Annotated in this window: 29 protein-coding genes and 1 riboswitch; of the genes, 10 read left to right on the top strand and 19 right to left on the bottom strand. The window is 33.7% G+C overall.

Translation table 11 applies throughout. From position 1 onward, the window contains the following. Positions 1-2 precede the first annotated feature (2 nt). Positions 3-314 carry a GNAT family N-acetyltransferase gene (locus tag ACIDC4_RS10580; protein WP_228520454.1) on the bottom strand — a complete coding sequence of 104 codons (312 nt, stop codon included), beginning with the start codon at positions 312-314 and terminating at the stop codon, positions 3-5. Between the two features lie 290 nt (positions 315-604). On the opposite strand from ACIDC4_RS10580, the gene ACIDC4_RS10575 reads away from it, so the two are divergent. Next, a complete protein-coding gene (locus ACIDC4_RS10575; protein WP_412044425.1) occupies positions 605-1,264 on the top strand; it encodes an alpha/beta hydrolase in 660 nt (219 codons plus the stop codon). Between the two features lie 458 nt (positions 1,265-1,722). Here ACIDC4_RS10575 and ACIDC4_RS10570 read toward each other — a convergent pair whose 3' ends face one another. Next, a complete protein-coding gene (locus tag ACIDC4_RS10570) occupies positions 1,723-2,238 on the bottom strand; it encodes a hypothetical protein (protein ID WP_035682014.1) in 516 nt (171 codons plus the stop codon). 166 nt (positions 2,239-2,404) lie between these two features. Between ACIDC4_RS10570 and rpmH the strand changes: the two genes are divergently transcribed. Together rpmH and carB are read left to right on the top strand one after the other, a co-directional pair. Then, complete coding sequence (gene rpmH, locus ACIDC4_RS10565; protein ID WP_008464848.1) at positions 2,405-2,566, top strand: 50S ribosomal protein L34; 162 nt, start codon at positions 2,405-2,407, stop codon at positions 2,564-2,566. Positions 2,567-2,713: 147 nt separating this feature from the next. After that, positions 2,714-5,569 (top strand): carbamoyl-phosphate synthase large subunit, encoded by a 2,856-nt coding sequence (gene carB, locus ACIDC4_RS10560; protein WP_412044426.1) that lies wholly within the window; start codon positions 2,714-2,716, stop codon positions 5,567-5,569. Positions 5,570-5,687: 118 nt separating this feature from the next. Here carB and ACIDC4_RS10555 read toward each other — a convergent pair whose 3' ends face one another. The 6 genes from ACIDC4_RS10555 to ACIDC4_RS10530 all read right to left on the bottom strand — a co-directional run bounded on the left by ACIDC4_RS10555 (position 5,688) and on the right by ACIDC4_RS10530 (position 8,994). Further along, positions 5,688-6,242 carry a Riean_0653 family protein gene (locus ACIDC4_RS10555; RefSeq protein ID WP_412044427.1) on the bottom strand — a complete coding sequence of 185 codons (555 nt, stop codon included), beginning with the start codon at positions 6,240-6,242 and terminating at the stop codon, positions 5,688-5,690. Between the two features lie 148 nt (positions 6,243-6,390). Further along, positions 6,391-6,801, bottom strand: coding sequence for an inner membrane protein YiaA (gene yiaA / locus ACIDC4_RS10550; RefSeq protein WP_412044428.1), 411 nt, complete (start codon positions 6,799-6,801; stop codon positions 6,391-6,393). Positions 6,802-6,960: 159 nt separating this feature from the next. Next, positions 6,961-7,497, bottom strand: a complete 537-nt coding sequence (locus ACIDC4_RS10545; protein WP_412044429.1) for a DUF4252 domain-containing protein — start codon at positions 7,495-7,497, stop codon at positions 6,961-6,963. A gap of 1 nt (position 7,498) precedes the next feature. Continuing rightward, the gene (locus ACIDC4_RS10540; protein ID WP_412044430.1) at positions 7,499-8,026 is read right to left on the bottom strand and encodes a DUF4252 domain-containing protein; all 528 of its coding nucleotides are present in this window, start codon (positions 8,024-8,026) and stop codon (positions 7,499-7,501) included. A 13-nt stretch (positions 8,027-8,039) separates the two neighbouring features. Next, the gene (locus ACIDC4_RS10535; protein WP_412044431.1) at positions 8,040-8,498 is read right to left on the bottom strand and encodes a hypothetical protein; all 459 of its coding nucleotides are present in this window, start codon (positions 8,496-8,498) and stop codon (positions 8,040-8,042) included. Next, positions 8,485-8,994, bottom strand: coding sequence for an RNA polymerase sigma factor (locus ACIDC4_RS10530; protein WP_412044432.1), 510 nt, complete (start codon positions 8,992-8,994; stop codon positions 8,485-8,487). Before ACIDC4_RS10530 ends, ACIDC4_RS10535 begins: the two co-directional genes overlap by 14 nt. Before the next feature lie 161 nt (positions 8,995-9,155). Between ACIDC4_RS10530 and ACIDC4_RS10525 the strand changes: the two genes are divergently transcribed. After that, complete coding sequence (locus ACIDC4_RS10525) at positions 9,156-10,631, top strand: S41 family peptidase (protein WP_412044433.1); 1,476 nt, start codon at positions 9,156-9,158, stop codon at positions 10,629-10,631. 73 nt (positions 10,632-10,704) lie between these two features. On the opposite strand, the gene ACIDC4_RS10520 is transcribed toward ACIDC4_RS10525, so the two are convergent. From ACIDC4_RS10520 to ACIDC4_RS10490, 7 genes are all read right to left on the bottom strand, one after another. Then, positions 10,705-11,775, bottom strand: coding sequence for a YncE family protein (locus ACIDC4_RS10520; RefSeq protein ID WP_412044434.1), 1,071 nt, complete (start codon positions 11,773-11,775; stop codon positions 10,705-10,707). A 5-nt stretch (positions 11,776-11,780) separates the two neighbouring features. Further along, positions 11,781-13,643 (bottom strand): TonB-dependent receptor plug domain-containing protein, encoded by a 1,863-nt coding sequence (locus ACIDC4_RS10515; RefSeq protein ID WP_412044435.1) that lies wholly within the window; start codon positions 13,641-13,643, stop codon positions 11,781-11,783. Between the two features lie 27 nt (positions 13,644-13,670). Beyond that, positions 13,671-13,877: riboswitch (cobalamin riboswitch) on the bottom strand. A 66-nt stretch (positions 13,878-13,943) separates the two neighbouring features. After that, complete coding sequence (cobC, locus tag ACIDC4_RS10510; protein ID WP_412044436.1) at positions 13,944-14,477, bottom strand: alpha-ribazole phosphatase; 534 nt, start codon at positions 14,475-14,477, stop codon at positions 13,944-13,946. After that, on the bottom strand, positions 14,462-15,259 hold the full coding sequence (locus ACIDC4_RS10505; RefSeq protein WP_412044437.1) for an adenosylcobinamide-GDP ribazoletransferase: 798 nt from the start codon (positions 15,257-15,259) through the stop codon (positions 14,462-14,464). Before ACIDC4_RS10505 ends, cobC begins: the two co-directional genes overlap by 16 nt. A gap of 65 nt (positions 15,260-15,324) precedes the next feature. Beyond that, positions 15,325-17,004, bottom strand: coding sequence for a nicotinate-nucleotide--dimethylbenzimidazole phosphoribosyltransferase (gene cobT, locus ACIDC4_RS10500; RefSeq protein WP_412044438.1), 1,680 nt, complete (start codon positions 17,002-17,004; stop codon positions 15,325-15,327). A 155-nt stretch (positions 17,005-17,159) separates the two neighbouring features. Beyond that, a complete protein-coding gene (gene cobU / locus ACIDC4_RS10495) occupies positions 17,160-17,687 on the bottom strand; it encodes a bifunctional adenosylcobinamide kinase/adenosylcobinamide-phosphate guanylyltransferase (protein ID WP_412044439.1) in 528 nt (175 codons plus the stop codon). Between the two features lie 227 nt (positions 17,688-17,914). Next, entirely contained in the window at positions 17,915-18,277 is a 363-nt protein-coding gene (locus ACIDC4_RS10490) for a C1orf53 family protein (protein ID WP_412044440.1), read from the bottom strand. 172 nt (positions 18,278-18,449) lie between these two features. Between ACIDC4_RS10490 and ACIDC4_RS10485 the strand changes: the two genes are divergently transcribed. The 4 genes from ACIDC4_RS10485 to ACIDC4_RS10470 all read left to right on the top strand — a co-directional run bounded on the left by ACIDC4_RS10485 (position 18,450) and on the right by ACIDC4_RS10470 (position 21,983). Beyond that, a complete protein-coding gene (locus ACIDC4_RS10485; RefSeq protein WP_412044441.1) occupies positions 18,450-19,592 on the top strand; it encodes an ABC transporter substrate-binding protein in 1,143 nt (380 codons plus the stop codon). 5 nt (positions 19,593-19,597) lie between these two features. Further along, a complete protein-coding gene (locus ACIDC4_RS10480) occupies positions 19,598-20,626 on the top strand; it encodes an iron chelate uptake ABC transporter family permease subunit (RefSeq protein ID WP_488381137.1) in 1,029 nt (342 codons plus the stop codon). 73 nt (positions 20,627-20,699) lie between these two features. Next, the gene (locus ACIDC4_RS10475) at positions 20,700-21,113 is read left to right on the top strand and encodes a GxxExxY protein (RefSeq protein WP_412044442.1); all 414 of its coding nucleotides are present in this window, start codon (positions 20,700-20,702) and stop codon (positions 21,111-21,113) included. Between the two features lie 93 nt (positions 21,114-21,206). Then, positions 21,207-21,983 (top strand): ABC transporter ATP-binding protein, encoded by a 777-nt coding sequence (locus ACIDC4_RS10470; RefSeq protein WP_412044443.1) that lies wholly within the window; start codon positions 21,207-21,209, stop codon positions 21,981-21,983. Positions 21,984-22,339: 356 nt separating this feature from the next. Here the strand turns inward: ACIDC4_RS10470 and ACIDC4_RS10465 are convergent, their stop codons facing one another. The 4 genes from ACIDC4_RS10465 to ACIDC4_RS10450 all read right to left on the bottom strand — a co-directional run bounded on the left by ACIDC4_RS10465 (position 22,340) and on the right by ACIDC4_RS10450 (position 24,526). After that, positions 22,340-22,819, bottom strand: coding sequence for a hypothetical protein (locus ACIDC4_RS10465; protein WP_412044444.1), 480 nt, complete (start codon positions 22,817-22,819; stop codon positions 22,340-22,342). Positions 22,820-22,935: 116 nt separating this feature from the next. Then, the gene (locus ACIDC4_RS10460) at positions 22,936-23,415 is read right to left on the bottom strand and encodes a hypothetical protein (RefSeq protein ID WP_412044445.1); all 480 of its coding nucleotides are present in this window, start codon (positions 23,413-23,415) and stop codon (positions 22,936-22,938) included. Between the two features lies 1 nt (position 23,416). Continuing rightward, positions 23,417-23,872, bottom strand: a complete 456-nt coding sequence (locus ACIDC4_RS10455) for a tRNA (cytidine(34)-2'-O)-methyltransferase (RefSeq protein WP_412044446.1) — start codon at positions 23,870-23,872, stop codon at positions 23,417-23,419. A 75-nt stretch (positions 23,873-23,947) separates the two neighbouring features. After that, complete coding sequence (locus ACIDC4_RS10450) at positions 23,948-24,526, bottom strand: pseudouridine synthase (protein WP_412044447.1); 579 nt, start codon at positions 24,524-24,526, stop codon at positions 23,948-23,950. Between the two features lie 142 nt (positions 24,527-24,668). On the opposite strand from ACIDC4_RS10450, the gene ACIDC4_RS10445 reads away from it, so the two are divergent. Continuing rightward, on the top strand, positions 24,669-25,037 hold the full coding sequence (locus ACIDC4_RS10445; protein ID WP_412044448.1) for a hypothetical protein: 369 nt from the start codon (positions 24,669-24,671) through the stop codon (positions 25,035-25,037). Positions 25,038-25,199: 162 nt separating this feature from the next. Continuing rightward, complete coding sequence (locus tag ACIDC4_RS10440) at positions 25,200-25,952, top strand: SDR family NAD(P)-dependent oxidoreductase (protein WP_412044449.1); 753 nt, start codon at positions 25,200-25,202, stop codon at positions 25,950-25,952. Positions 25,953-25,955: the final 3 nt, after the last annotated feature.

The following is a 25,955-nucleotide window of genomic DNA, read 5'->3' as shown; positions in this document are numbered from 1 at the left end:
AATTAAATTCTAATTCCGGGAGGAAGTAATTCCTTGTATTGAGGATTTTTTTTGATGAACAATACAATTCTTGGATGAATAGGCATTAATCTGAATTTCTTTTCTATAATAAGTTCCATGATGTTTTTAAGTACTACATCAATTAATGCTTGATTGTCAAAACCTTCTGGTGAGTTGATTTTGGTGAGAAAGATTTTCTTTTCCTGAAATGAATATTCAACAGAAAGTAATCCTTCAGGGACTATGGTTTCAAATTGTCTTGCAAAAGTATTGTCTTTGATTTCCATAGTTTCAATAGGTTCCATATTAGTCATGTTTTTTGGGGATTGAATTAAAAAAATAATAGAAAAAGAACGTTAATAGTATTGTATAAAAAATCTTGGAAGGATCTTTTGATATTGGTTATAATGACTGCAAAGGTAATCATTTGATTTTCAATATAAAATTATTTTTTGATAGTCCTGTGAAGGCTTGGATTAACTGTGCTTTTTGTAGAATTATTTTGTTTAAATTAATTATGGTGTAAGATTTGCAGTCTATATTGCTAAAAAAAGTAATTTTAGCTTGAAATTAAAAGCTGTAACCATAATCTGTTTCTATTAAAATGAGTAAAATTCCTGTATACTTTATGCCTGGTCTGGCAGCTAGTCCTGCTATTTTTGAAAGAATCAAATTAGATGAATCTGTTTTTGAGGTTTGTTTGTTAGAATGGGAAATTCCGCAGGCAAAAGAATCCTTATCTGATTATGCGCTTCGGATTTCGAAGAATATCAAACATGATAATCCGGTTTTAATTGGAGTTTCGTTTGGAGGAATTCTGGTTCAGGAAATTGCAAAACATATCAATGCCCGAAAAGTAATTATTATTTCGAGTGTGAGAAGTAATCTTGAATTCCCGAGAAGAATGAAAATTGGTAAAACGACAAAAGCCTACAAACTGATTCCGATGAAGTTGATTCTGAATATCGAAAATCTGGCAAAATATTCCTTTGGAGAAAAAATCAATAAACGAATTAAATTATACGAAAAGTTTTTAGCCGTTCGCGATCTTAAGTATTTGCAATGGGCGGTAGAGTCGGTTATTTTATGGGACAGAAATGAAATTGATCCCAAAGTGATTCATATTCACGGCGATCACGATGATGTTTTTCCTATAAAATATATCAACAGTTGTATTGTCGTAAAAGGAGGAACTCATATTATGATCCTGAATAAATACAAATGGCTGAATGAGAATTTGCCTTCGATTATATTGGAGGATTAGAAAACTTTAAAATCCCAATTTTTTAAAATTTCAAATTCCAAATGTTTGTCGGTTAAAACCTTTGTCAAAGTTTAAAACTTTGACAAAGGTAGTTGCGCAATTTGTGTACAAAGTTATTTCGCACAATCTTGTCATCCTATTTCTATGATAAATACAATTTTTTTTAGGAGCTAATCCCGCTATCCGTTCCAATCTTTTGTGTCCGCCGTGGCGGACACAAAAGGATTTCCACTTCTATCGGGGCTAGTGCAGCCGTTTTCATAATACTTTAGCCAATCTTGTCATCCTGAGGTACGAAGGATCACACAAGAAGCTCGACAAAGATTGCGGCATCACTTTACGGAATTACTAGTGCGATCCTTCGTGCCTCAGGATGACAAAATAAAGCTTTAATAAAATAAAAAATCCCAAACTCTTTTGGAATTTGGGATTTTAAAATATTTGTAATTTAAAGAAGTTTAGATTTTCTTCATTTGATCTTTCATCATTGTGATTTGCTCTTTCAGCATTCCTTGTTTGTCTAATTTCTTAGCTTCGTTCAATAAATTAGTTGCTTCAAGTTTTCTTCTTCTTGACATTGCAACTCCGGCAAGGTTTAATTTTGCTACTGCTAAATCCATATCCATTGATAGTCCAAGTTCGATCGCTTTTTTGAAATGTTTCTCGGCCTGGTTGATATTCGTTTGAGATAACATGATTCCGTGAAGGTAATTAAAGTATCCTTGTTGTTTTCTAACTAAAGCCGCTTCCGGGTTTTTGATGTATGCCAACCATTTTTTAGCACCTTCGAAGTCTTGTTTTCTTAATTTAAGGAAGGCTAAAAGGATAAATTCGTTTTTAAAGTAAAGAAAAATCGGAATTGCCGTCAATAATATAAGGAAGATTCCGTTCCCGATATTACTTTCGGTAAATTGCCAGATGCCAGCAACTACAAGAAGTCCGGCTAAAATAAGTTTAATATTTTTGTGAAACATAATAGATGTATATTTGTGATTGCAAATATAGTAAAATGAATTAAAAATATTTTTATTAAAGTACTTGCCAGAAAAAAAAGTCTTTGTATATTTGCACTCGGTTTTGGAATAACGATATACAAAACAGAAAAACAGATAATAGACACCATTTTAAAGATACAAAGCAATGAGCAAAAGAACATTTCAACCATCGAAAAGAAAAAGAAGAAATAAGCACGGATTTATGGACAGAATGGCTTCTGCGAATGGAAGAAAAGTTCTGGCGCGTAGAAGAGCTAAAGGAAGACATAAATTAACTGTTTCTAGCGAACCTAGACACAAAAAATAATGTTTGTATAAACATACATAAGGCGATTACTTTTTTAGTATCGCCTTTTTTTATACCTTGTCGGTAAAAAAATCTGCAACGTTCTAGTTTAGAATATACTACGAATGTTTTTTAAAGTACTTTATATAACTACACAATACAAATAAAATGCCTAAAGACACATCAATAAAATCAGTTTTAATAATAGGGTCAGGACCTATTGTTATTGGTCAAGCTTGCGAATTTGATTATGCAGGTTCTCAATCTGCACGTTCTATTCGTGAAGAAGGAATTGAAGTTATCTTGATAAACTCAAATCCAGCGACTATTATGACCGACCCAACAATGGCCGATCATGTATATTTGAAACCTTTAACTACAAAATCGATTATTGAGATTCTGAAAGAACATCCACAAATTGATGCTGTTTTGCCAACAATGGGTGGACAAACGGCTTTGAATTTATGTTTGGAAGCTGAGGAAAAAGGAATCTGGCAGGATTTTGGAGTAAAATTAATTGGGGTTGATGTAAACGCAATTAATATTACCGAAGACAGAGAGCAGTTTAAACAGCTTTTAGAAAAAATTAATGTACCGACTGCACCTGCAAAAACGGCTACTTCATACCTGGAAGGAAAAGAAATTGCTCAGGAATTTGGTTTCCCGCTTGTAATTCGTCCTTCGTTTACGCTTGGAGGAACTGGAGCAGCAATTGTTTACAAAAAAGAAGATTTTGATGAGCTTTTAACTCGTGGTCTTGAAGCTTCTCCTATACATGAGGTTTTGATTGACAAAGCTTTAATGGGATGGAAAGAATATGAGTTAGAACTTTTAAGAGATAAAAATGATAATGTTGTGATCATTTGTTCGATCGAAAATATGGATCCAATGGGAATTCATACCGGAGATTCGATTACAGTTGCACCAGCAATGACATTATCAGATACAACATTCCAAAAATTACGTGACTATGCCATCCTGATGATGCGTAGTATTGGTAATTTTGCAGGAGGTTGTAATGTACAATTTGCAGTTTCACCAGACGAAAAAGAAGATATCGTAGCAATCGAGATTAATCCTCGTGTGTCTCGTTCTTCTGCATTGGCATCTAAAGCGACTGGTTATCCAATTGCTAAAATTGCTTCTAAACTAGCTTTAGGATACAACTTAGATGAATTGCAAAACCAAATTACAAAATCTACTTCGGCTCTTTTTGAACCGACTTTGGATTATGTAATTGTGAAAATACCACGTTGGAACTTTGATAAATTTGAAGGTGCTGACAGAACTTTAGGTCTTCAGATGAAATCTGTTGGTGAAGTAATGGGAATTGGACGTTCGTTCCAGGAAGCATTACACAAAGCGACTCAATCTCTTGAAATTAAGAGAAATGGTTTGGGTGCTGACGGAAAAGGATATAAAAACTACGAAGAGATTATCGAGAAACTAACTTTTGCAAGTTGGGATCGTGTTTTTGTAATTTATGATGCAATCGCAATGGGAATTCCGTTGAGCCGTATTCATGAAATTACTAAAATCGATATGTGGTTCTTAAAACAATACGAAGAACTTTATACTTTAGAGAAAGAAATTTCGAACTATAAAATTTCTAATCTTCCAAAAGAACTTTTGCTTGAAGCGAAACAAAAAGGTTTTGCCGACAGACAAATTGCTCACATGGTAAATTGTTTAGAAAGCGAAGTGCATACATTACGTATGGACCAAAACATTAACCGTGTTTTTAAACTGGTTGATACTTGTGCAGCTGAGTTTAAAGCAAAAACACCTTATTACTACTCAACTTTTGAGGCTGAAATCGAAAAAGCAAATGGTGAGCGTTATGTAGATAACGAAAGTGTTGTAACCGATAAAAAGAAAATCATAGTTCTTGGTTCAGGACCAAACAGAATTGGACAGGGAATTGAATTTGATTATTCTTGTGTACACGGAGTTTTGGCTGCTAAAGAATGTGGTTACGAAACAATTATGATCAACTGTAATCCTGAAACGGTTTCGACTGACTTTGATACAGCTGATAAATTATACTTCGAACCAGTTTTCTGGGAACATATTTATGATATCATTCAGCATGAAAAACCAGAAGGTGTTATTGTGCAGTTAGGTGGACAAACAGCTTTGAAACTGGCTGAAAAATTATCTAAATACGGAGTAAAAATCATCGGAACTAGTTTTGATGCACTTGACTTGGCCGAGGATAGAGGACGTTTCTCAGATTTATTGAGAGAATTGCATATTCCGTTCCCACAATTCGGAATTGCTGAAACGGCTGACGAAGCTTCTGCTCTTGCAGATACTCTTGACTTTCCGTTATTGATTCGTCCTTCTTATGTATTAGGAGGTCAGGGAATGAAAATTGTAATCAACAAAAAAGAATTGGAAGAGCACGTTATCAACTTATTGAAAACGATTCCAGGAAATAAATTGCTTTTGGATCACTATTTAGCCGGAGCAATCGAAGCTGAAGCGGATGCAATTTGTGATGCTGATGGAAATGTGTATATCATAGGAATTATGGAGCACATCGAACCTTGCGGAGTACACTCTGGAGATAGTAATGCTACTTTGCCTCCTTTTAACTTAGGGGAATTTGTAATGCAACAAATAAAAGATCATACAATAAAAATTGCAAGAGCGCTGAAAACTGTTGGTTTAATCAACATTCAGTTTGCGATAAAAGATGATACGGTTTATATTATCGAGGCAAATCCTAGAGCATCGAGAACGGTACCGTTTATTGCAAAAGCTTACGGAGAACCTTATGTAAACTACGCTACAAAAGTAATGTTAGGACATAATAAAGTAACTGACTTTGACTTTAATCCGCAATTGAAAGGATATGCGATCAAACAACCGGTTTTCTCTTTCAGTAAATTCCATAATGTAAACAAAGCATTAGGACCAGAAATGAAATCGACAGGAGAAAGCATCTTGTTTATTGATGACTTAAAAGATGATCAATTCTACGAATTGTATTCAAGAAGAAAAATGTATTTGAGTAAATAATCTCAAATCCTGTTATATAAAAAAGCTCCAATGAAAATTGGAGCTTTTTTAGTTTTATAGTATGCTGATTCTTTAAAAAGAGATCAGGTATAGTTTTTACAACATTCAATCTTCATTCTTAATAAGCAAAATCATATTTAAAATTAAAAGTACCATCTGTTACTTTTGTTGTAATAGGGTTTGAAGTGCTTACTGGTTTTGAGTCGTCTTCAACGCAACTAAATGAAAATGTACCTGCAAGGGTTTTTGCACTTAAGTCAATCGAAGTTATTGATATATTTCCTTCAATTACCTCCTGCATATTTTCTTTGCTCAAAGCCATAGAAACTTCAATCTGTGTTTTTGAGGCATCATATATGCTTTTGGTAATACTATAGCTGCCTATTTTAAGATCGCTTCTTTTAATGTAAAGTCTAATTTCTTCTAATCCTTTTCTTCCCACTAACTGAATATATTCTGATTCCGGATAATAAGTAAATAAAGGTTTGGTAGCAAAATTTGAGTTAAATGGGTTGTTGACTTCCCATAATTTACCATCGATTTTTGCTGTCATTGCAAATTTTGAAGTTGGTACAGTAGGATTTTCCGGATTTTCTTCGCTGCTATTATCGCTTGAGCAGCTGTTTAATACAAGAATTAAAAATAGTAATAGGGTTTTTAAAGTAGTTTTCATCAATGATTTTTAGATGTTAATTAAGGGATAAATGTAGATTAATTTTTGTTAATATTAAATTTTGAATTATAATATTTTGTAATAAAAAAGCTCCATAATTGGAGCTTTAGTTTATTTTAATGCGGAAGTTATTCCTGTTTGCTTTATATTATCTGTTGGTGTTTTCGCTCTGTGTAAGAGCCATATTATCCCTTGTGTTTTTTTGCACTGAAATTGCACCAAACAATGCTAACAAAAATGCAAATGCGTAGAACCCTTTTTCGCTTGGTAAAATAGTCGCATTTATTAATCCGATAGTTAATAAAGCAATGGATAATAATGTACCAAACCAACAAATTCCATAATAGATATTTGTTACAGGAAGATTCTCAAGTCTGTCTCTAACACTTTTTTGTAATGATACTACACCAAATAAACCGAACATTAGAACGGTGAAATAATATCCTTTTTCATTTAATAACATTTCGGCTCTTGCAAGCCCAACTATAAATCCAACTGTTCCAGCTCCAAGAGCTACCCAAGATGCCGCGATAAAAGCGACCGAAGTTTTTTGTACCATGTTTTTTTTAATTCGTGTTTTGGTTAGGCGCAAATATAATTAAATTCAGTTCAGATTAGCATAAAAACAAATAAAAATTACACAGTATAATCTTTCAAAAATGTATAAAAAAAAGCTCCACAATTATGGAGCTTTCTCGTTTAAAGTAAGATAGATGTATTATTTAATCAATTGTTGCAAAGGCTTCAATTGTTCCATGTCGATTTTGGATTCTTTTAGAACCGACATTAAAGTCATGATATTATTCGGGTTCATGTTTTCGCCTAATACGCGAACTACTGCAAAACCGTTTTCTTTTCTGTTAGCAAAAACGACAAACTCTTTGATATTGTCATCAGAACCTACATAACTTATTGATGCTCCATCTTTACCAGAACCAAAACTCATCAATTGCTGGTATTTTGGGTCTTTTAGAATTGCTTTGACTTTGGCTCTTTCTGCCTCAAACTGAACCTGATTGGTAGCATTCGCTTTAAAAGCCAGAATGTTCATCTTGTCAAATGATTTTAGAGCCTCGGTCTGTTCTGCAGATAGTTTTGTTTTCTCTACGTTTAAAATACTCGGCGAAACATCAAGAGCAATAAAATTTTTGTTGTCTGTATTTTCTACAAAATATTTCTGCAATGAAGGATCAGAATTACAACTTACTAAAGTCAGTAATACTAAAAGGGCTGAGGTAAAAATGTTGGTTTTCATCTTATTTTTTGCTTTTAGAGGCTTTTTTTAGATCAGCACCACCCGGAAGTTTCATCTTATCTGTAAGAACTGAAATTTCGTTGATATCAAAATTACCTGTTAATGATAATAAAACAGTTTCGTCGTTTTTAGCACCATCAACGTACATTAATAATTCTCTTATTTGAGAATCTGAAGCTCCTGATTTTACAGATATTTTAACATTTCTGCCGCCATCATTAATTCGCATTAATTCTTCTAATCCTGCCGTTTTTATATATTTGTCAGCAGAGGCTTTCATGTCGGCTTCAATTTTAGGATTTTTAGTAGTAAACACTTTTAAGTTGTCTAATTTTTTAATGAGATTAATGTATTGTTGTGTCTCTTTATCAGAGGGATCAGCTTTTACTTTACTCATTAAATCAAACATTTTTTTGTTTACAATTACAGAGGTTACATCGTCCTGACCATCAAATTTGTCAAATGCGCCCTGTGCATAAAAAGTAGTGGTAACGAATGCGAAAACTAGTGTTATGATGAAATTTTTCATTTTGATTGATGTTTTATTGTTTAAAAATTTTATTTTTTGATTGTTCATATTCATTAATGTATTGTACACTTTCGATACCTACATTAACATTGCTTGATAATAAGGCCAAAGCTTTTTGCGTTGCTGCTAATGCTTCTTCCGGATCATCATAGGTTCCTAGTTCTGTTTGCGCCACAGCCGGAGCTGCATTTTTTTCGCTTACATAAAAATAGGTTCCAACTCCTAGTAAAACAACAACCGAAGCCGCAATCGATAACCACGCCACATTTCGTTTTTTAGTTTTTAGTGGTATTTCCTGCGTCGATTTTTGTTCTTTTACCTGAGAGAAATAACCAAACATAGGTTTGTATTGCTCTAAATGCTGCGCAACATTTGATGAAGAAAAGTATTCTTTTAATTGATTTTCTTCGGCAATACTGGTTTCTCCCTGAAAGTATTTTTCTAATATATCTTCTATTTTATTGAATTCCATAACTGTGTGTGTTAACCATTGATTCTCTAATTTTTTTTCTCGCTCTCGAAAGTGCTACCCGAATAGCCGTTTCATTCATGTTGACAATTTTCGCAATTTCATCAAATTCATATTGTTCAACATCGCGTAACTGAATTAATATTTGTAATTGTTCGGGCAACTGACTTATAATTTTCTCTACCCATTCTAAGCTATTCGAGTCCTCTAATTTTTTATCCAGCTGAGGCTCCCGGTCGGTATAGTTATTATGTACAATTTGAAGATTTCCGGCTCTTTTCGATTTTAACTGATCCAGACAATAATTTTTTGTCATTGTCATCGCTAATGCCTCGACACTATTATAGTTGTCTAAATTTTCTTTTTTATTCCATAATTTAACTATCACTTCCTGCGTAGCATCTTCGGCCTCTTCTGTACTGGTTAATAATCTTTTTGCCAGACGAAAAACTTTGTCTTTAAAAGGATTTATTAATTCTATAAACACATTCTGATTCATAAAATTGGTTGGTTATTCGTTAGCTTATATAGTCAAGACGAGGCACTATTATTTTTGTTACAGGGCAGATGTAAATTTTAATAAAAAAAATACATTAAAAATAATTAATGTTAAAACTAAAGATACTATTTTTACGTTAATACTACATAGATACCTACTATATGAAAACAATTTTAAAGAGCGTACTGTTATTATTTTTGCTTGCCTATTCTTTGCAATCTTGTGAGGATCAGGACGATGTTGCCGCTCCGGCTGATTTGCAGGTGAAAGATTTCATTTGGAAAGGGCTAAATCAATACTATTTGTGGCAAGCCGATGTGCCTAATTTAGCCGATGATCGTTTTAATAATAATCAGGAAGCGTTAAATTCTTTTTTACGAGGGTATTCTCAACCGGAAGATTTATTTCAGGCTTTATTGAATAAACCTATTAGCAAGTTCCCAAAAGGTCAGGCAATTGATCGCTTTAGCTGGATTGTTTCTGATTATACTGTTTTAGAACAGGAACTTCAGGGAACTACAAAAAATAATGGTGTAGATCTTAGATTAAGTTATAAACCAAATAGTACAACTGATTTAGTGGGTTATGTACGTTATATTATTCCTAATTCTGATGCTTCAGCAAAAGGAATCAAACGTGGTGATCTTTTTACAGCAATAAACGGAACTCAACTTACAGTTTCAAACTATCAATCTCTTTTGGCTGGCGATAGTTATACACTAAATATGGCTGATTTTAATGGTACTAGTTTTGAGCCTAACGGAAAAACAATTTCGTTAGTGAAAACAACTTTAGATGAAAATCCTATTTTTATCAATAAGGTGATTACTTCCGGAAGTCATAAAATAGGTTATTTAATGTATAATGGTTTTTATGCGAATTACGATGCACAGCTAAATGCTGCTTTTGCCGAATTGAAATCGCAGGGAATTACAGATCTTGTATTGGATTTACGATATAATGGTGGTGGTTCTATACAAACTGCAACGCGTTTGGCAAGTATGATTACAGGTCAGTTTACGGATAAGATTTTTGCTAAAGAAAAGTGGAATGCTAAGATAAATGCAGCTTTTGAAATTGATAATCCGGAATTTCTAAATAATCGTTTTGTAGATAAAGTAGACGGAGCAGCAATAAGCAGCTTAAATTTATCTAAAGTCTATATTCTAACTACCACTGGTACTGCTTCTGCGAGTGAATTAGTGATAAATGGTTTGGTGCCTTATATTTCAGTAGTTCAGATAGGAGAAACAACAGTGGGTAAAAACGTTGGCTCTGTTACTTTATATGATTCTCCAACTTTTGGAAAAGCAAATAGAAATCTAAATCATAAATATGCCATGCAGCCTTTGGTGCTGAAAATAGTAAATGCTGCTGATTTTGGAGAGTATACAGATGGTTTAAAACCAACTTATGAGCAACTGGAACGTATTACTAATCTGGGTGTTTTAGGTGATACTTCAGAACCGTTATTAAGTATTGCTATTTCGCAAATTACAGGCGCAACGGGTAAAAAAGCGCAACTGGATAAAGGTATAGCTCTAAAGAATTTTACAGATACCAAAGCAATGGATGGTGTAAGAAATCAGATGTATGTAAAAGATGCACCGGAAGGACTTTTAAAATCACTAAAATAATAAACATAAACAAGGCTTTCAGAAATGAAAGCCTTGTTTTATCCAAAATAATAAACTAATTCTATTCTAAGATTTAGTTGTTAAAGTAAAATCCGTTTGGATTAACACCTACGCTAAAATCATTAGCAAGTTTTCCTGTTAGAGAATAGATATAAATATCTCCATTATCTACACCATTTACTCTGTCTGCAACATATATTTTGCTGTTTTTTACTGCTAAACCATAAAGTGAAGTAACCTCTGTAGCCTTGAAAACTGGGGCAGCTGGTAAAGCTGTAGCGCTTGTAGAAAGAGAGTAAATATTACTGTCAATAGTGTAATATAATTTATCGTTTTCGATATCTAAAAATCCAGGATGTGTTATACCTTCAAAACTAAGAGTCGAGGTAACAGTATTACTGCTTAAATTAACCTTTACTAATTTACCAGCTGTTTGGGTAGGAGCGTAGTTAGGATATCCTTCACATAAAATATACAAGCTTCCATTATCTTTTACCAATGCTGACGGCATATCACCTACTACAAAGTTAGTTACCACTGAGTTAGTTGCAGAATTAATTACAGTTAATGAATTTCCGAAGTTATAACCTCCTTTGTGAGTCACATAAAGTTTACCACCGTTTTCAATTATTTTTTCAGGTCCTTCAACTACAGGAATTTTAGATGTTATCGTGTTTGTAGCAAGGTCAAGAATCCCTACATAATCATCATTAGCATCTTCTCCTACTCCCCAGTTTGTAACATATCCTTTTCCATTTGCAAAAGCGATATATCTAGGATTTTTGATACTTGCAGTAATAGTAGCAACGCTCTTAAAAGTATATCTGTTTACTACTTCAATTTTATTAGAATTATTTACAACCAGATAAGCGAAATCTCCATTAAAACCAATGCATTGAATAATGTCATTTGTTGTTTTTTCAGGATTTAATAAAGAAAAAACATTATTTTCAATTTTTAAATCATCTGATAGATAAGATACATTTCCATTCGATTTAAGAAATTGACCTTCATTTGCAATAAATAATCCGCCTTCGTAATTTCCACGAGGTTCCGGTGTAGTATCATCATTATCACTGCTACATGACACAAAAAATGCCGAGCTTAGTATGACAGTTAAGAATAGTTTGTTAAATCTTTTCATTGTATTTAAAAATTAAGGTTTATGTATATTGTATAATTTCTTCCCGGCATTTGTCTGCTGGCAACGGGTTGGTAATTTTCATTCCAGATATTTAAAGCCTGTATTCCAAGTTTATAACTGTTCTTTTTTCCAAAATCGTAATCAATACCAATATTTCCAATGTTGTAATCTTTTACTTTACTTGCAGGATTGTTAAAAGGCGTTGTGTAAGCATCTCCGTTGTATAAATATTGAAAATAAGAAGATACTTTTTTCCAATTATAAGAAACAGATCCTGTTAGTTTGTGGTAAGGAACATAAATCAATTGCTTGTAAACAGATTCTCCTTTTATTAATTGTTTACTTTCAGAAACCGTATAAGCGTAAGTTCCGTTAACCGTAAAATGGTTGTTTCCTATTTTTGGTCTCCATTCTACTAGTATTTCGGCACCATAAGCTCTCACTTTATCTGTGTTTTCAGGTGACCACGCGCCGCCGCTTCCCTCAGTTGGAACCCAGCGTAATAAGTCTTTGATGGAATTATAATAGGTGGTTAGAGAAACAGAAAAATTCTTTGTAAAAAATTCATTGCCAATTTCTGCCTGATAAGAAGTTTCAGGTCTTAGATCAGGATTACCGCTTCCTTCCCAAAACAAATCATTGTATGTGGGCATTCTGAAATTTTTTGAGGCGTTAAATTTCACACGATAAAAATCAGTGAATTGATAACGTGTTCCAAAAGAAAACAGGAATGGATTTCCAAAATTATCGGTTACTTCCTGACGTATGCTGGCATTATAATCCCATTTGTCAGTCACCAAATGACTTAACAATAAACTAGCCGAACCAACTTCTCTTTTTGCATTATCGATACTCGAACCATATCCTTTATTACGGCTGTAATCGACAATAGCGTTTAGTTTGATTTTATCATTTACATCAAAAGCCAAATCATATTTTATGATAGAAGTTTCAACTTTACCATATGTAAATAGTTCAGAATCTATATTGCTAAAATATTTATAAGATTCCCCAATATGCGCCACTTTCAATTTTGAAGTAAAACGATTGAATAAAATTTCCCATTCTAATAAATTTCGGGTATTAAAATCGTTGTATTTTGTTTTGCTTTCTGAGGGTGTAATTAACGAAAAATGACGTTCTGCATCATAAAACTGGCTGTATGCTTTTATGGTGTTTTTAGCATTTATTTTATACCCAAAAGTGGTGTTCATGCTGGTATTATAATATTCACCATTTATGTTTCTCTGATCTGTTGTGCCGGGATACTTAAAATCATTATCAGAGCTATTTCTGGAAATATTTACCTGTAGACTATATTTATCAGAAGATGCATTAATGCGATAGTTGGCGCTTAAAGTATTGTAACTTCCCAAGCTAAAAAATACCTGATTCGAAAATTCATTTTTAAATCTCAAATCATTATTAAGGTGAATGCTTCCGCCGATTGCACTGCTTCCGTATAAAACGCTTCCTCCACCAGCTTTGACAGCTATAGAATTAAAATCTCTTGTTCCAACGGTATTGAAATCCGTCTGACCTAAAAATTGTGAATTAATATTTATTCCATTCCAGATAACAGCAGTTTGTGCCGCAGTCGTTCCTCTAAAAGAAGGTCCGGATGTCATACCAAGACCGTTTTCCTTAAAATAAATGACAGTATTATAATTTAAAAGGGATGTTAAAGAAGATGCATTTTTATTGATAACCGAATCATTCAATACCAGAACCGATTGTGAGGCGGAGTACTTTTTAAGATTAACATCAGATACAATAACTTCTTTTAAGTTATTAATAGTATCTCTCTGCGCTACAATAATCTGGCACAAGAACAATAAACAAAAAGCAAAAAGTTTTTTCAATGTCATAATTTCTAAACTCTTTTTCCCGAGAGCTCGATATTGGTTACATAGGCAGGTCTCCTGGCTTGCGTCTTGTTGTTTACCTTCCCGTTCGCGGGGGCGAGCAGTGGTTTGTAGTTAACAACAATCGTTCTTTTTAGAACTAAGCTTACAGTTGCGGGTACAGCTCAAGATTTGATTATTACTTGATTCCCTTTTAATGTGTTTCGAAATAACACAACCTTAATTATTTGCAAAGATAAAGTTAAAAATGTCGAATTTTCTAATTTGTTTCACTATTAAGAATAAATTCTAAACAAAACGTATTTAAAGTGCTATTTTTATTACCTCACCAAAATCTACTTTGTTATTAAAAGCATCTTTTAGCGGCAAGGAAGTATGATGACATAAAATGCTACGAATTACTCCAGCGTGCGCTACAATAATGATAGGTTTTCTTATTTCTTTTGAAATTTGAGATAAAAAATCACCAACTCGTTCGTGTAATGCTATAAACGATTCGCCATTGGAAACGCTAATATTTACAAAGTCTTCCATCCAGGGATTAAGCTGCTCCGGCGAAATTTCATTCCAGTTTTTCATTTCCCAATCGCCAAAATTCATTTCCATCAAACGATCTTCTTTTTCAAATGAAATTGCTTTAATGTTACTTTGAATGTATTCGGCTAATATCACACAACGTTTCAATGGACTGGAAAAAATTATTGCTTCAGGAGGTAATTGCGAAACAATATTTTCAAAAACAGACTCAAAGGGTTCTGCTAAACCCACATCCGATTGTCCGTAGCAAACTCCTTTTTCGCAAATCGTTTCAGTGTGACGAACTAGATAAACTTCCATATCAAAAGAATACTTAAATAATAAACAACCTCGCAAACCTGTTGTGTTGCACCAAGGCAATCTCCCGTATAACCATCAATCCATTTCTGGAAATAACGTGCTAGAAAAAATCGCATTATAAAAACCGGTATTAATGCCAAAAGGAATTTATATTGAAAATAGGAGAAAACGAAAAGAGGAAGCAATCCGAAGAAAAACGAACCAAAAACTTCTTTCCAGGAATGGTTTTTAGCAATAGGTTTACTTTTACTCGAAGCATCGTCTCTGGAATATTCATGTGTAAAAATAATAGAGATAGCTGCCAAACGACTTAAAGCATGAGCCGAAACAAATAAAATAAAAACCTGAAAAAGGGCTATAGAACTATCTCCTTTAAAAAGTGAAACAGATTCTGAAAGCAATTTGAATTTCAATAAAAAAAGTAAAACCAAACCAATTGCTCCATAAGCACCAATAGCACTGTCTTTCATAATGATCAGGATTTTTTCTTTGGTCCAGCCTCCGCCAAAACCATCACAAACATCTGCAAAACCATCTTCATGAAAAGCTCCCGTGGTAAGGACAGAAATAATTAGGGCGAAAATCACCGCAGTTTCTACAGAAAGAAAAAGAGAAAAAAGATAGAAAGCCAGAAAAGAAATGCTTCCCACAATCCAGCCAATTAAAGGAAAATAACGAGTCGCCTTGTTTAAATAATCAGGATGATGGTCAATGTTTTTCGGACACGGAATTCTGGTGTAAAACATTAAAGAGGTAAAAAAAATTTGTAGTTCTTTTTTCATTTAAAAAAAGGTGATTATAAATTTAAGGTTAAGACTGAAAACTGAAACTGAAAACTGCGACTTTTTCATTTCCTACTAATGCCCGCACTTTCAAAACTTGCCATATCATTCAAAAAAGTTTCAGCTGATTTTAAAACAGGGAAAGCAATTGCACAACCTGTTCCTTCTCCCAAGCGCAAATCCAGATTTAAAATAGGTTTTGCATCTAAATAATCAAGAAGCTTTTGATGCGCTTTCTCGGCAGAACAATGACAGAAAACGGCATTATTTTTAATGTCAGGATTAATTTTAACAGCAATCAAAAAGGCAACGCTGCAAATAAAACCATCAACCAAAATCAGCATTTTGTTCTCGAAGGCAGTCAACATTCCGCTGGCGATTTGTATAATTTCAAAACCTCCAAAATAGGCGAGCTGTTGTTTTAATTCGGCTTGACCGGAATAATTTTCAATGGCGCTTTTTAGAATGTTTTGTTTTTCAATTAATTTTTCATCTTCAACTCCTGTTCCTTTTCCAACACAATCTTCGATAGGTAAACCCGTTAAAAGACTCATTAAAACAGAAGCGGTAGAAGTATTTCCAATTCCCATTTCGCCAAAGCCAATACAGTTAGAACCAGTTTTAGCAATGTCTTCAACGATCGATTTTCCTTTCTCGAAACACAATTGCAATTCGATTTCGCTCATGGCAGGAATGTGTAAAAACGACTGTGTTCCTTTGGCAATTTTGGCATGAATCAAATTCGCATTGGTGGGAAAATCATAATTTACCCCTGCATCTACAATCGATAACCGAATATCATTTTGATTACAAAATACATTTATTGCTGCACCGCCTTCCAGAAAATTACCCACCATTTGTCGGGTAACATCTTGCGGATAAGCACTCACGCCATGATTTGCAATGCCGTGATCAGCTGCAAAAACTATTATATTGGGATTTGTTATTTTCGGATTCAGAGTTTCAAAAACCATTGCCATCTGAAAAGCCAGTTTTTCAAGAGTTCCTAAAGACCCAATAGGTTTGGTTTTAGAATCTATTTTTTCCTGTAAAAGTATACCGAAATCAGGTTTTGGTTCAGCCGATTTTTTAACTTTTAGATTAAAATCTACAATAGAATTTTTAGTAACGTTTTTAATTTCGATACAAACCGGAGCTTCAGATTTTTGTTTCCAATGCAATTGTTGTAACATCGGTTGATTGTCGTAATTCGTTGCCGGTTTTCCAATACAGAAATAACCCAAAGGCTCTATGTTTTCAGGTAAATCAAGAATCTTTTTAAATTGATAATAATCTAAAATCGAAACCCAACCCATGCCGTAACCTTGTTCCGTAAGCGAAAGCCAGATATTTTGTGCCGCACAAACCGAACTAAATTTTACCGCTTCGTTACTACCCACAGTCCCAATCGTGAACTGATTTAGAACCGATCGATCATACGCAATAATAAGTCCAATTGGCGCTTCTTCGATTGCTTCAAGCTTCAACGATTTGTAATGCTCTTTTTGTTCCGGATTATCGGTAAGTTCCTCAGCCTTTTTATTATAATCTAAAAACAGATTTTTTACAGCCGTTTTAACTTCATCAGACTTAATTATAAAATAACGTGTAGCATCGGTCAATCCAACAGATGGCGCCCAATGTCCGGCTTGTAAAGCTTTCTCAATCACTTCATCAGGAACTTCATCAGCAGTAAAATGTCGGGTATCGCGACGCGATTTTAAAATATCATCTAAGTAGCTCATAAATTCTTTAAATTACAATTTTTAAATTCCAAATTCCAATTCAATGTCAATGACAATATCAATTGCAAAAATCAAATTGCAGTTTGAAAATTTAAAGATTTAAGTAAAGATAAAGTATAAGGTTGGAATTTGGAATTTTAAATTTTGGAATTTCCTTATCCAGTTTTGGAATTTGACTCCTTAATCTTAACCGGAATTCCTGAAACCATCAAAACCACCTCATCAGCATTCGAAGCCAGAAACTGATTCATCCAGCCTTGCAATTCGGTAAATTTTCTGCCAATATGAGTTTCGGCATGAACGCCCATTCCAATTTCGTTGGTCACAATAATCAGTGTAGCATTTTTTTGATTGGCGATCGAAAGAAACTCTTTTTTAGCTTCTTCCAGACTTAAATTTACATCGTATTGATGGTCTGTAAAAAAGTTGGTTAGCCAAAGTGTCACACAATCTATAAGCACTACTTTTTGGGTAAAATCAATTTTACTTAAATACTTTTCCTCCTCAATATTTGTCCATCGTTCATCACGTTCCTGTTGATGACGGTCGATTCTGTTCTGGAAATCTGCATCCCATTTTCTGGCCGTTGCTACATAAATTGGTGAATCTGTAAGTTGTAAAGCCAGGTTTTGGGCATAACTGCTTTTTCCTGATCGTTCGCCTCCGGTAATTAAGTAAATCATTTTTTGAGTTATGAGTTATGAGTTGTGAGTTATGAGTTGTGAATTATGAGTTTTGAATTATGAGTTTTGAGTTATGAGTAATGAATTATGAGTTAGATGTTAAGATTAGATCTTGAAATTAGGTTTTGAGAGTTTACTTGTTTCAAATATTAATAGTTTAGTCAATGTTGCAAATTAATAATGCACTCACAACTTATAACTCAAAACTCATAATTAATAACTCAAAACTAATAAGGACAATGTCTACAGTCGTTTCCGCAGCAAGAACCTCTTTTTAGATGAAACCACGTTTTAAAAACATAATTGCCATTTTCGATATAATAATCGATTCCTTCAATTAATTTCTCTTGTTTGGGTAAAGCTGTTGCTTTGTTTATAAGCGCTTTTTGAGGTGTCATTGTTTCTACATAAGCATCAATTTTGTCTTCGCAAGCTTCTTTAAAACAAACAGGGCAGAGGCAATCGCCGCCGTCAGAAAGATTAAAAATAGGAGGGAAATCATTGCACCAACATTTGTTTTCGGCTGAAGTATCCCCACAAGTAAAAGAAGATTCGCAGCTAGAGCAAACTTTTGTTTTTATGCTATTCATAGGTTAAATGTGGTATTTGTTGCATTTTGTAAGAATAAAGATAAATAAAAAAAAATAGAAATTGCGTTACCTTTGTCACTATCAAAACGTAAATTATGAAATGGTGATGATTTAAATTTGATGTGAAAATCCAGAAATCAAAAACTATTCCTTAAAATAAGATAACTTATATATGAAACATTTATTTCCGAAATTGATTTTTATTCTACCTCTTTTTCTTCTTGTTGGATGTAAAAAAAATGAGACTGAAACCGTTGCAAAAGCTGTCAATGCAAAAAACAGTATTGAGTACGCATCCGGACTTTCTATTGTAAAACACGAAGGATATTCAGTTGTAACCGTAACAGAGCCTTGGCCAAATGCCAATGCAAAATTTACTTATGTTCTAAAAGAGAAAGAAGCTAAGGTTCCGGACAGTTTACAAAAATATACCACAATAAAGGTGCCTTTAGAATCTGTTGTAGTAACCTCAACAACCAATATTCCGTTTCTTGAAATGTTAGAAGTAGAAGATAAACTGGTAGGTTTTCCGCATACTGATTATGTTTCATCTGAGAAAACCAGAGCTTTAATCGATAAAGGATCAGTTAAAAATGTAGGTGAAAACGAAAAATTAAATATCGAGCAATTAATCGAATTGTCTCCGGATTTGATTGTAACTTTTGGTGTAGACAACAACAATCCGGCGCTGGATAATTTGAAAAAAAGTGGTTTAAGTGTTTTAATTCAGGCCGACTGGATGGAGCAGTCTCCACTAGGAAAAGCAGAATGGATCAAACTGTACGGAGCTTTATTCGGTAAAGAAGACAAAGCCAAAGAATTATTTGATAAAATTGTTTTGAGTTACGATCAGGCCCAAAAGTTAGTGGCTGATAAACCTGCCACTTCAACTGTTTTATACGGTTCTATGTACGAAGATGTTTGGTATGTAGCCAAAGGAAATAGCTGGGTAGCACAATTTATGGCAGACGCTCATGCCAATTATTTATGGGCAGACTTAAAAGGAACGGGAAGCGAAGGTTTATCTTTTGAAAAAATATTGGTAAAAGCCAAAACTGCCAATTTCTGGATAGCTTCAGGATCGTTTAAAACTTTAGCCGAAATAGAAAAAACGAATCCGCATTACAGTCAGTTTGATGCGTTTAAAAATAAAAATGTTTATACATTCGAAGGTAAATACGGAGCAACCGGAGGAACTGTTTATTATGAATTGGCTCCAAGCCGCCCGGATTTAGTATTGAAAGATTATATCAAAATATTTCATCCTGATTTATTGCCAAGCTACGAATTTACTTTTGCATCAAAATTAAACTAAGCGTATTGATCAATAAAAAGCGAAATATAATCCTGTTTTCGGTACTTGGTTTAGCACTTTTATTCATGTTTTTTATGGACATAAGTTTGGGTTCTATTACCATTCCGTTCAAAGAAGTATATACAAGTTTAACAGGCGGTCAGGCCAGTAAATCGACCTGGGAATATATCATTATCAATTATCGTTTGCCAAAAGCAATTACGGCAATGTTAGTTGGTGTAGGTCTGTCTATAAGCGGACTTTTAATGCAAACCTTATTCAGGAATCCGTTGGCAGGTCCGGATGTTTTAGGATTAAGTTCCGGAGCAATACTAGCCGTAGCCATTGTGATTTTAGGAGCAGGGTTTTTACCATCATTTTTAAACGTAATTTTATTATCACCATACGGAATCGTGTTCGCCTCAACATTAGGAAGTATCCTGGTTTTAATGCTGGTTTTGTTAGTAGCACAACGTTTACGAAACACAATGGCAATTTTAATTGTAGGGCTTATGTTTGGTAGTTTTACAAGCGCTATCGTTGGGGTATTAACTTATTTTAGTTCAGCCGAACAATTGCAGAAATTTACTTTTTGGTCGTTAGGAAGCCTCGGAAATCTTTCGTGGACATCTATTTCTATCCTGGCAGTTTGTGTTGGTTTTGGATTGCTTTTAAGTGCCAGCAGCATCAAACCGCTAAATGCACTGCTTCTTGGCGAAAATTATGCTAAAAGCATGGGATTGAATTATAAAGAAGCAAGACTCATTATCATATTCGCCACAAGTATTTTGGCCGGAAGTGTTACCGCATTTGCAGGCCCAATAGCGTTTATAGGTTTAGCAGTTCCGCACATTGCAAAACTAACATTTCAAACCAGTAATCACGCCGTTTTGTATTGGAGCACATTTTTTTACGGCGGCATCATCATGCTGTTTTGTGACATGGCATCCCAATTACCGGGATTAGACACAACATTGCCTATTAATGCCATAACATCGATAATTGGTGCACCTGTTGTTGTATATTTATTAATGAGAAAAAGAAATTTTCAGTAAAAACTTACAATAAAATAGTATCTTGGTTTTTTAAACACATAGAAACATAGTTTTTATTTCAATTAAAAAATTAATGATTACTCAAAAATACTTAGATGAATTAACGTACGAAGTTTTAGGAGCTTCTATTGAAGTCCATAAAATAATTGGAAAAGGATTGCTTGAAAATGTTTATCACCAATGTTTGAAAGAGGAACTCTCACAAAGAAAATTAAATTTTTTCACAGAGATGAAAGTACCGATAATATATAAAGAGAAAGAGTTAATTGCAGATTTCAGATGTGATTTATTTGTTGAAAATTGTTTGGTAGTGGAATTGAAAACAGTTTCAGAAATAAATGCAGTACATCAAGCTCAACTTTTGACTTATATGAAACTTTTAAAAGCACCAAAAGGAATTATAATTAATTTTAATTGTTTTAATATTTTTAAAGAAGGTCAAAAAACTTTTGTGAATGAATATTTCAGATTGCTTCCAAAATATTAAGGTTGCAGCTATGTTTAATTTACGAGTAAATTTTAATTTCCTTTTTTATAAGACAAGAAACCTATGTTTCTATGTGTTTAAAAAATAAGCAGTATGAGGACTATTTTAGAAACTTCAAATTTAAGCATTGGCTATAAGTCCAAGAAAGCAACTGTGGTTATTGCCGAGAATCTGAATTTGAATTTAACTTCAGGAAAACTCATTTCATTAATAGGAGCAAACGGAATTGGGAAATCGACTTTATTACGTACGATTACAGGAATTCAGGAACCACTATCAGGAACTGTTTTTCTGAACGATAAAAATATAAACAGTTACAAACCTCTTGATTTAGCCCAAAATCTAAGTTTGGTATTAACCGAGAAATTACCGCCAAGTAATCTTTCTGTTTTCGAATTAGTGGCATTAGGCCGTCAGCCATACACCAACTGGATTGGCACTTTAACCCAAACAGATATCGAGAAAGTTCAGGAAGCATTAGAACTGACACAAATCGAACATTTGGCTCAAAAAAAACATTTCGAAATTAGCGACGGACAATTACAAAAAGTACTAATTGCAAGAGCTTTGGCACAAGATACCCCGCTTATTATTCTGGACGAACCCACAACACATCTTGATTTATTGCATAAAGTTTCGTTGTTTAAATTGCTGAAAAAACTAACACAGGAAACTCAAAAATGTATTTTGTTTTCGACTCATGATATCGATCTGGCAATTCAGTTAAGTGACGAAATGATTATTATGACACCAGAATTAATTGTTCAGGACGAACCTTGTAATTTAATTTCAAACGGAAGTTTTGCAACGTTGTTCAAAGATGAACATATTATTTTTGATGCCGAAAAAGGGAAGTTTGTGATTACTTAGGATTATTCATAAGCGAATCAGTGAAATCAGTGTCTTAATTTTGACGCGGATAAAACAGATTTACTTCGTAAAACACGGATAAAAACGGATTTGATTTGCAATAATTTTATTTTCTAAAAGCTTAACTTGATGACATTGCCCAGCGGGAAGTTATATTTATAGAAAAAGTTATCACATTTTAGGTAGAACGCCAGAGGGGTGAAATATTTATCTGTTTAAAAGGAATATTTCAGATATCGCTCCGCTGTAGATTTAGTTGAGGGTCAATGCTCTAGCTATAAATATTACGCTCCGCTGGAGCTTTTGACCAAAACTTTAAATTAATTTAAAACTTTGCTCTATTTTGAAAAGGAAGATTATAAAATATTATTTTCTTTCTTAAATCTATTTCTTTGTATGGTAAGCGTAATTGTTAATTCATTGATGTCAGTGCTTAAATCGGCAAGATCAAATTTCATTACCTGACCTGAATCAATAATATAATAAACGAAATAATAACGGGTATCTTTTTCGTTTTTATGTTCAGTAACGACTCTTTCGTTTTCAATATTACTCCAGGGAACCATAATTAAATTTCTATACTGAATTCCTTTAGAATTAATTCTAAATTGAATTTCATCAATTCTCTTTATTTCTTTAATTAGATAAGGAATTTGAAATAGAAAAATACCTGATAGTATAAGTGATACAAGAGATTGGTCCTGATTTAGAAAATATATTGCAGCCGCAACAAGTCCTATTAAAAGCAATATCCTCAAAAGAATATTTGTTCTTGTGTAGTAAATTAATATTTCTTTAGAATAACTTAGATTATTTGCGTCTATTAAAGGTCTCATTTTAAAGTTTTATTCCAAGTTTGTCTCTTCGCCTCACCAATCACAAAAGCCACCGAATCAGCTATATTAAAACTTCTGATTAATTTCGACATTAGGATCGTTAAAAGATTTCAGTTTTATAAAATATTATTTTCTGTATTAAAACTATTTTTCTGTCTATTAAGTGCTAGTTGAAGTTCTCCCTTGCTAATATTGAATTTTCTAAGATTAAATCGCATCACCTTTCCTGAATCGATGATATGGTAAATAAAATAGTTATTACTATTATCATCACTTGTATATTCGGTTACGGCCCTTTCGTTTTCGATATTATTCCAGGGAACTAAAGGGAGATCTTTATATTTAATTCCCTTAGAATTAATTCTAAATTGAATTTCATTGATTCTCTTTATAGATTTAACTAAAAAATAAATTTGCAATAGAAAAATACCGAATGCTAAAAGAATTAGTACTACTTCTTTGCATTCTGAATTACAGATGATAACAATCACAGTAGCAATCAACATACATATCTTCCATACAATATTTATTTTCGAAATGTAAATCAGAGTTTCTTCTGAGTTGCCGGGATTATTTTTATCAATGATTGATCTCATTTTAAATCTTCAACCCAATTTGTCTCTTAGCTTCTCCAACTACAAAAGCGACAGAATTCGCGATATTAAAACTTCGGATTAATTTCGACATCGGGATCGTTAAATGATTTTCAAAACGGGCTAAAACTTCCTGGCTTAATCCAACACTTTCTTTTCCAAAAACCAACCAGTCTCCATCCTGAAAATCAGTTTCCAGATATGACTTTTCGGCATGAGAGCTCATCAGGAAAACACGTGACTGATCCGGAATTTGCTGAATCCATTCTTCAATGTTTTGGTATTCGGTAACGTCAAGATGTACCCAATAATCCAAACCGGAACGTTTCAGGTTTTTATCATTAATCACAAAACCAAACGGATGAATTAAGTGTAATCTACTTTCGGTACCCACACACAATCGTCCAATATTTCCAGTATTATTTGGTATTTCAGGTTCTACAAGAACAACGTTTAGCATTTTTTTTGAGTTATGAGTTATGAGTTAAGAGTTATGAATTGTGAGTTTTTAATAATTATCTAATTGACACATTATCTAATTAACATTATCTAATTTAAAATCGGAGACTTCTAAAACGTCACCGGCTTTTAAGTCTTGCAAATATACATTTCCTATACGAACACGAACCAGTCTTAAAGTAGGAAAACCAACAGCAGCTGTCATTTTTCGAACCTGGCGAAACTTTCCTTCATTTACTGTTATCGATGCCCAAGAAGTTGGTCCATGGCGTTCGTCTCTTATTTTTTTTGCTCTTGGCCCAAAATCAGGAATTTCAGTAACGATAAAAGCAGAGCAGGGCTTCGTTTTGTATTTACCGCCATCAAAACCAATTTCTACACCTTTTTGCAATTCCTCAATCGCTTCCGAAGTAATAATACCGTCAACCTGAACATAATATTCTTTATCGACTTTTTTGCTTCTTATTTGTTCGCTCACTTTTCCGTCAGTTGTCAATAAAAGCAATCCTTCAGAATCTTCGTCAAGCCTGCCAATAGCCATTGTGCCTTCGGGGAAATTGTATAATTCCCCCAAAAGCTTTTTCTTTCTTTTTAATTCATAAATAAATTGACTCAGATAGCCGTAAGGTTTAAAAAGAATAAAATGTTGATGCATGCTGTATTTTTAGACTGCAAAGATAGTTTTGTTTGAGATGGAATTAAAATATTGACGCAATAATCCAAATGCAATGTTAAAGGGTTTAGAAATCCGCTGTAGAATTCGTAATATTATAAGACTAACATTAAAATACAAAATTATGGAAACTAATAACTTAGGAACGAAAAAGATAAATGGAGTACAAAAAGATATAGATGAAGCCAAAGGTAAAAACATTTCTCACGATGGAAAATCAGATGATCCAAAACTTAAAAAAGAGGTAGTTGCCGATAAAGATGGTGATAAAAAAGTGGTCGACAGAGCGCGAAATGAAAACGAAGATATTAACGTAAAGGATGATGGGAAAGCTAAAGGTGCTAATGCCAATAGAGGAGTGTCATCAGATGAAGAGGCCAAAAAAACGGTAGAGAATAAAGACCGAAATTCTGATATTACACCCAATCGTTATCCTAATTCTAATCCTGAAAGTCATGAAGATCGTGGGAACATGAAATTAGATGAAGAGTAAGCTCTCTCTTTAAATACTAAATATTTCGCTGAATTGAGTCCTTTTTCTCTAAAATAACATTTGATTGGCAAACGGCGTTAATGTTATTTTAAACTTGGTTTTGAGATTGGTTGTCCTCTTGGATCTTTGTAAATTGTAGTACAAATTTTAAATAAATTAAAAATGGCACTTTTAGAAAACAAAGTAGCTTTTGTATCCGGTGGAGGTTCAGGAATTGGACGAGCAGTGGCAGAAGCTTACGCTCGAGAAGGAGCAAAAGTAGTACTTTCAGATATTAACGTAGAGCATGGTGAAGAAACCGTAAAATTTATAAAGGACAAAGGTGGAGAAGCTTTTTTTGTAAAAGGAGATTCATCAAGTGCAAGCGACAATAAACACATGGTTGAAGTAGCGGTTTCTAAATATGGCCGACTTGATATTGCATGCAACAATGCAGGAATGGGAGGCCCGGCAAAACCAACAGGAGAATACGAACCAGAAGCCTGGGATAAAGTAATTGCGCTGAATCTAAGCGGAGTTTTTTACGCCTGTCGTTACCAGTTAGAACAAATGGAAAAAAACGACGGCGGAAGTATTGTAAATATTGCGTCTATTCACGGGCAAGTTGCAGCTCCGTTAAGTCCGGCTTATACAGCATCTAAACATGGTGTTGTGGGGTTAACAAAAAATATTGCGGCTGAATATGCACAAAAAAACATTCGTTGTAATGCAGTTGGACCGGGTTATATCGAAACGGCTCTGCTAAAGGACAATTTAAATAAAGACATGATGACTGCCATAGCAGCAAAAGCCCCAATGAACCGCTTAGGTACATCAGAAGAAATTGCAGAGTTAGTGGTATTTCTAAGTTCAGAAAAATCTTCTTTCACAACCGGAAGTTACATCATTGCCGATGGTGGATATACAGCAATTTAATAC

Source organism: Flavobacterium sp. C3NV, assembly GCF_046825355.2.
In the GTDB taxonomy this organism is placed as follows: domain Bacteria; phylum Bacteroidota; class Bacteroidia; order Flavobacteriales; family Flavobacteriaceae; genus Flavobacterium.
This window is presented reverse-complemented; position numbering and strand designations above follow the sequence as displayed.

Bases quoted from the DNA above. Each gene is read 5' to 3' on its own strand.
- ACIDC4_RS10520 (WP_412044434.1), bottom strand. From the start codon at position 11,775: ATGAAAAGATTTAACAAACTATTCTTAACTGTCATACTAAGCTCGGCA.
- ACIDC4_RS10535 (WP_412044431.1), bottom strand. From the start codon at position 8,498: ATGGAATTCAATAAAATAGAAGATATATTAGAAAAATACTTTCAGGGA.
- ACIDC4_RS10450 (WP_412044447.1), bottom strand. From the start codon at position 24,526: ATGCATCAACATTTTATTCTTTTTAAACCTTACGGCTATCTGAGTCAA.
- ACIDC4_RS10470 (WP_412044443.1), top strand. From the start codon at position 21,207: ATGAGGACTATTTTAGAAACTTCAAATTTAAGCATTGGCTATAAGTCC.
- ACIDC4_RS10525 (WP_412044433.1), top strand. From the start codon at position 9,156: ATGAAAACAATTTTAAAGAGCGTACTGTTATTATTTTTGCTTGCCTAT.
- ACIDC4_RS10555 (WP_412044427.1), bottom strand. From the start codon at position 6,242: ATGAAAACTACTTTAAAAACCCTATTACTATTTTTAATTCTTGTATTA.
- ACIDC4_RS10490 (WP_412044440.1), bottom strand. From the start codon at position 18,277: ATGAATAGCATAAAAACAAAAGTTTGCTCTAGCTGCGAATCTTCTTTT.
- ACIDC4_RS10530 (WP_412044432.1), bottom strand. From the start codon at position 8,994: ATGAATCAGAATGTGTTTATAGAATTAATAAATCCTTTTAAAGACAAA.
- cobC (WP_412044436.1), bottom strand. From the start codon at position 14,477: ATGGAAGTTTATCTAGTTCGTCACACTGAAACGATTTGCGAAAAAGGA.
- ACIDC4_RS10570 (WP_035682014.1), bottom strand. From the start codon at position 2,238: ATGTTTCACAAAAATATTAAACTTATTTTAGCCGGACTTCTTGTAGTT.
- ACIDC4_RS10485 (WP_412044441.1), top strand. From the start codon at position 18,450: ATGAAACATTTATTTCCGAAATTGATTTTTATTCTACCTCTTTTTCTT.
- ACIDC4_RS10465 (WP_412044444.1), bottom strand. From the start codon at position 22,819: ATGAGACCTTTAATAGACGCAAATAATCTAAGTTATTCTAAAGAAATA.
- ACIDC4_RS10455 (WP_412044446.1), bottom strand. From the start codon at position 23,872: ATGCTAAACGTTGTTCTTGTAGAACCTGAAATACCAAATAATACTGGA.
- carB (WP_412044426.1), top strand. From the start codon at position 2,714: ATGCCTAAAGACACATCAATAAAATCAGTTTTAATAATAGGGTCAGGA.
- rpmH (WP_008464848.1), top strand. From the start codon at position 2,405: ATGAGCAAAAGAACATTTCAACCATCGAAAAGAAAAAGAAGAAATAAG.
- ACIDC4_RS10515 (WP_412044435.1), bottom strand. From the start codon at position 13,643: ATGACATTGAAAAAACTTTTTGCTTTTTGTTTATTGTTCTTGTGCCAG.
- ACIDC4_RS10440 (WP_412044449.1), top strand. From the start codon at position 25,200: ATGGCACTTTTAGAAAACAAAGTAGCTTTTGTATCCGGTGGAGGTTCA.
- cobU (WP_412044439.1), bottom strand. From the start codon at position 17,687: ATGATTTACTTAATTACCGGAGGCGAACGATCAGGAAAAAGCAGTTAT.
- ACIDC4_RS10505 (WP_412044437.1), bottom strand. From the start codon at position 15,259: ATGAAAAAAGAACTACAAATTTTTTTTACCTCTTTAATGTTTTACACC.
- ACIDC4_RS10580 (WP_228520454.1), bottom strand. From the start codon at position 314: ATGACTAATATGGAACCTATTGAAACTATGGAAATCAAAGACAATACT.
- ACIDC4_RS10545 (WP_412044429.1), bottom strand. From the start codon at position 7,497: ATGAAAACCAACATTTTTACCTCAGCCCTTTTAGTATTACTGACTTTA.
- yiaA (WP_412044428.1), bottom strand. From the start codon at position 6,801: ATGGTACAAAAAACTTCGGTCGCTTTTATCGCGGCATCTTGGGTAGCT.
- ACIDC4_RS10575 (WP_412044425.1), top strand. From the start codon at position 605: ATGAGTAAAATTCCTGTATACTTTATGCCTGGTCTGGCAGCTAGTCCT.
- ACIDC4_RS10445 (WP_412044448.1), top strand. From the start codon at position 24,669: ATGGAAACTAATAACTTAGGAACGAAAAAGATAAATGGAGTACAAAAA.
- ACIDC4_RS10475 (WP_412044442.1), top strand. From the start codon at position 20,700: ATGATTACTCAAAAATACTTAGATGAATTAACGTACGAAGTTTTAGGA.
- ACIDC4_RS10460 (WP_412044445.1), bottom strand. From the start codon at position 23,415: ATGAGATCAATCATTGATAAAAATAATCCCGGCAACTCAGAAGAAACT.
- ACIDC4_RS10540 (WP_412044430.1), bottom strand. From the start codon at position 8,026: ATGAAAAATTTCATCATAACACTAGTTTTCGCATTCGTTACCACTACT.
- cobT (WP_412044438.1), bottom strand. From the start codon at position 17,004: ATGAGCTACTTAGATGATATTTTAAAATCGCGTCGCGATACCCGACAT.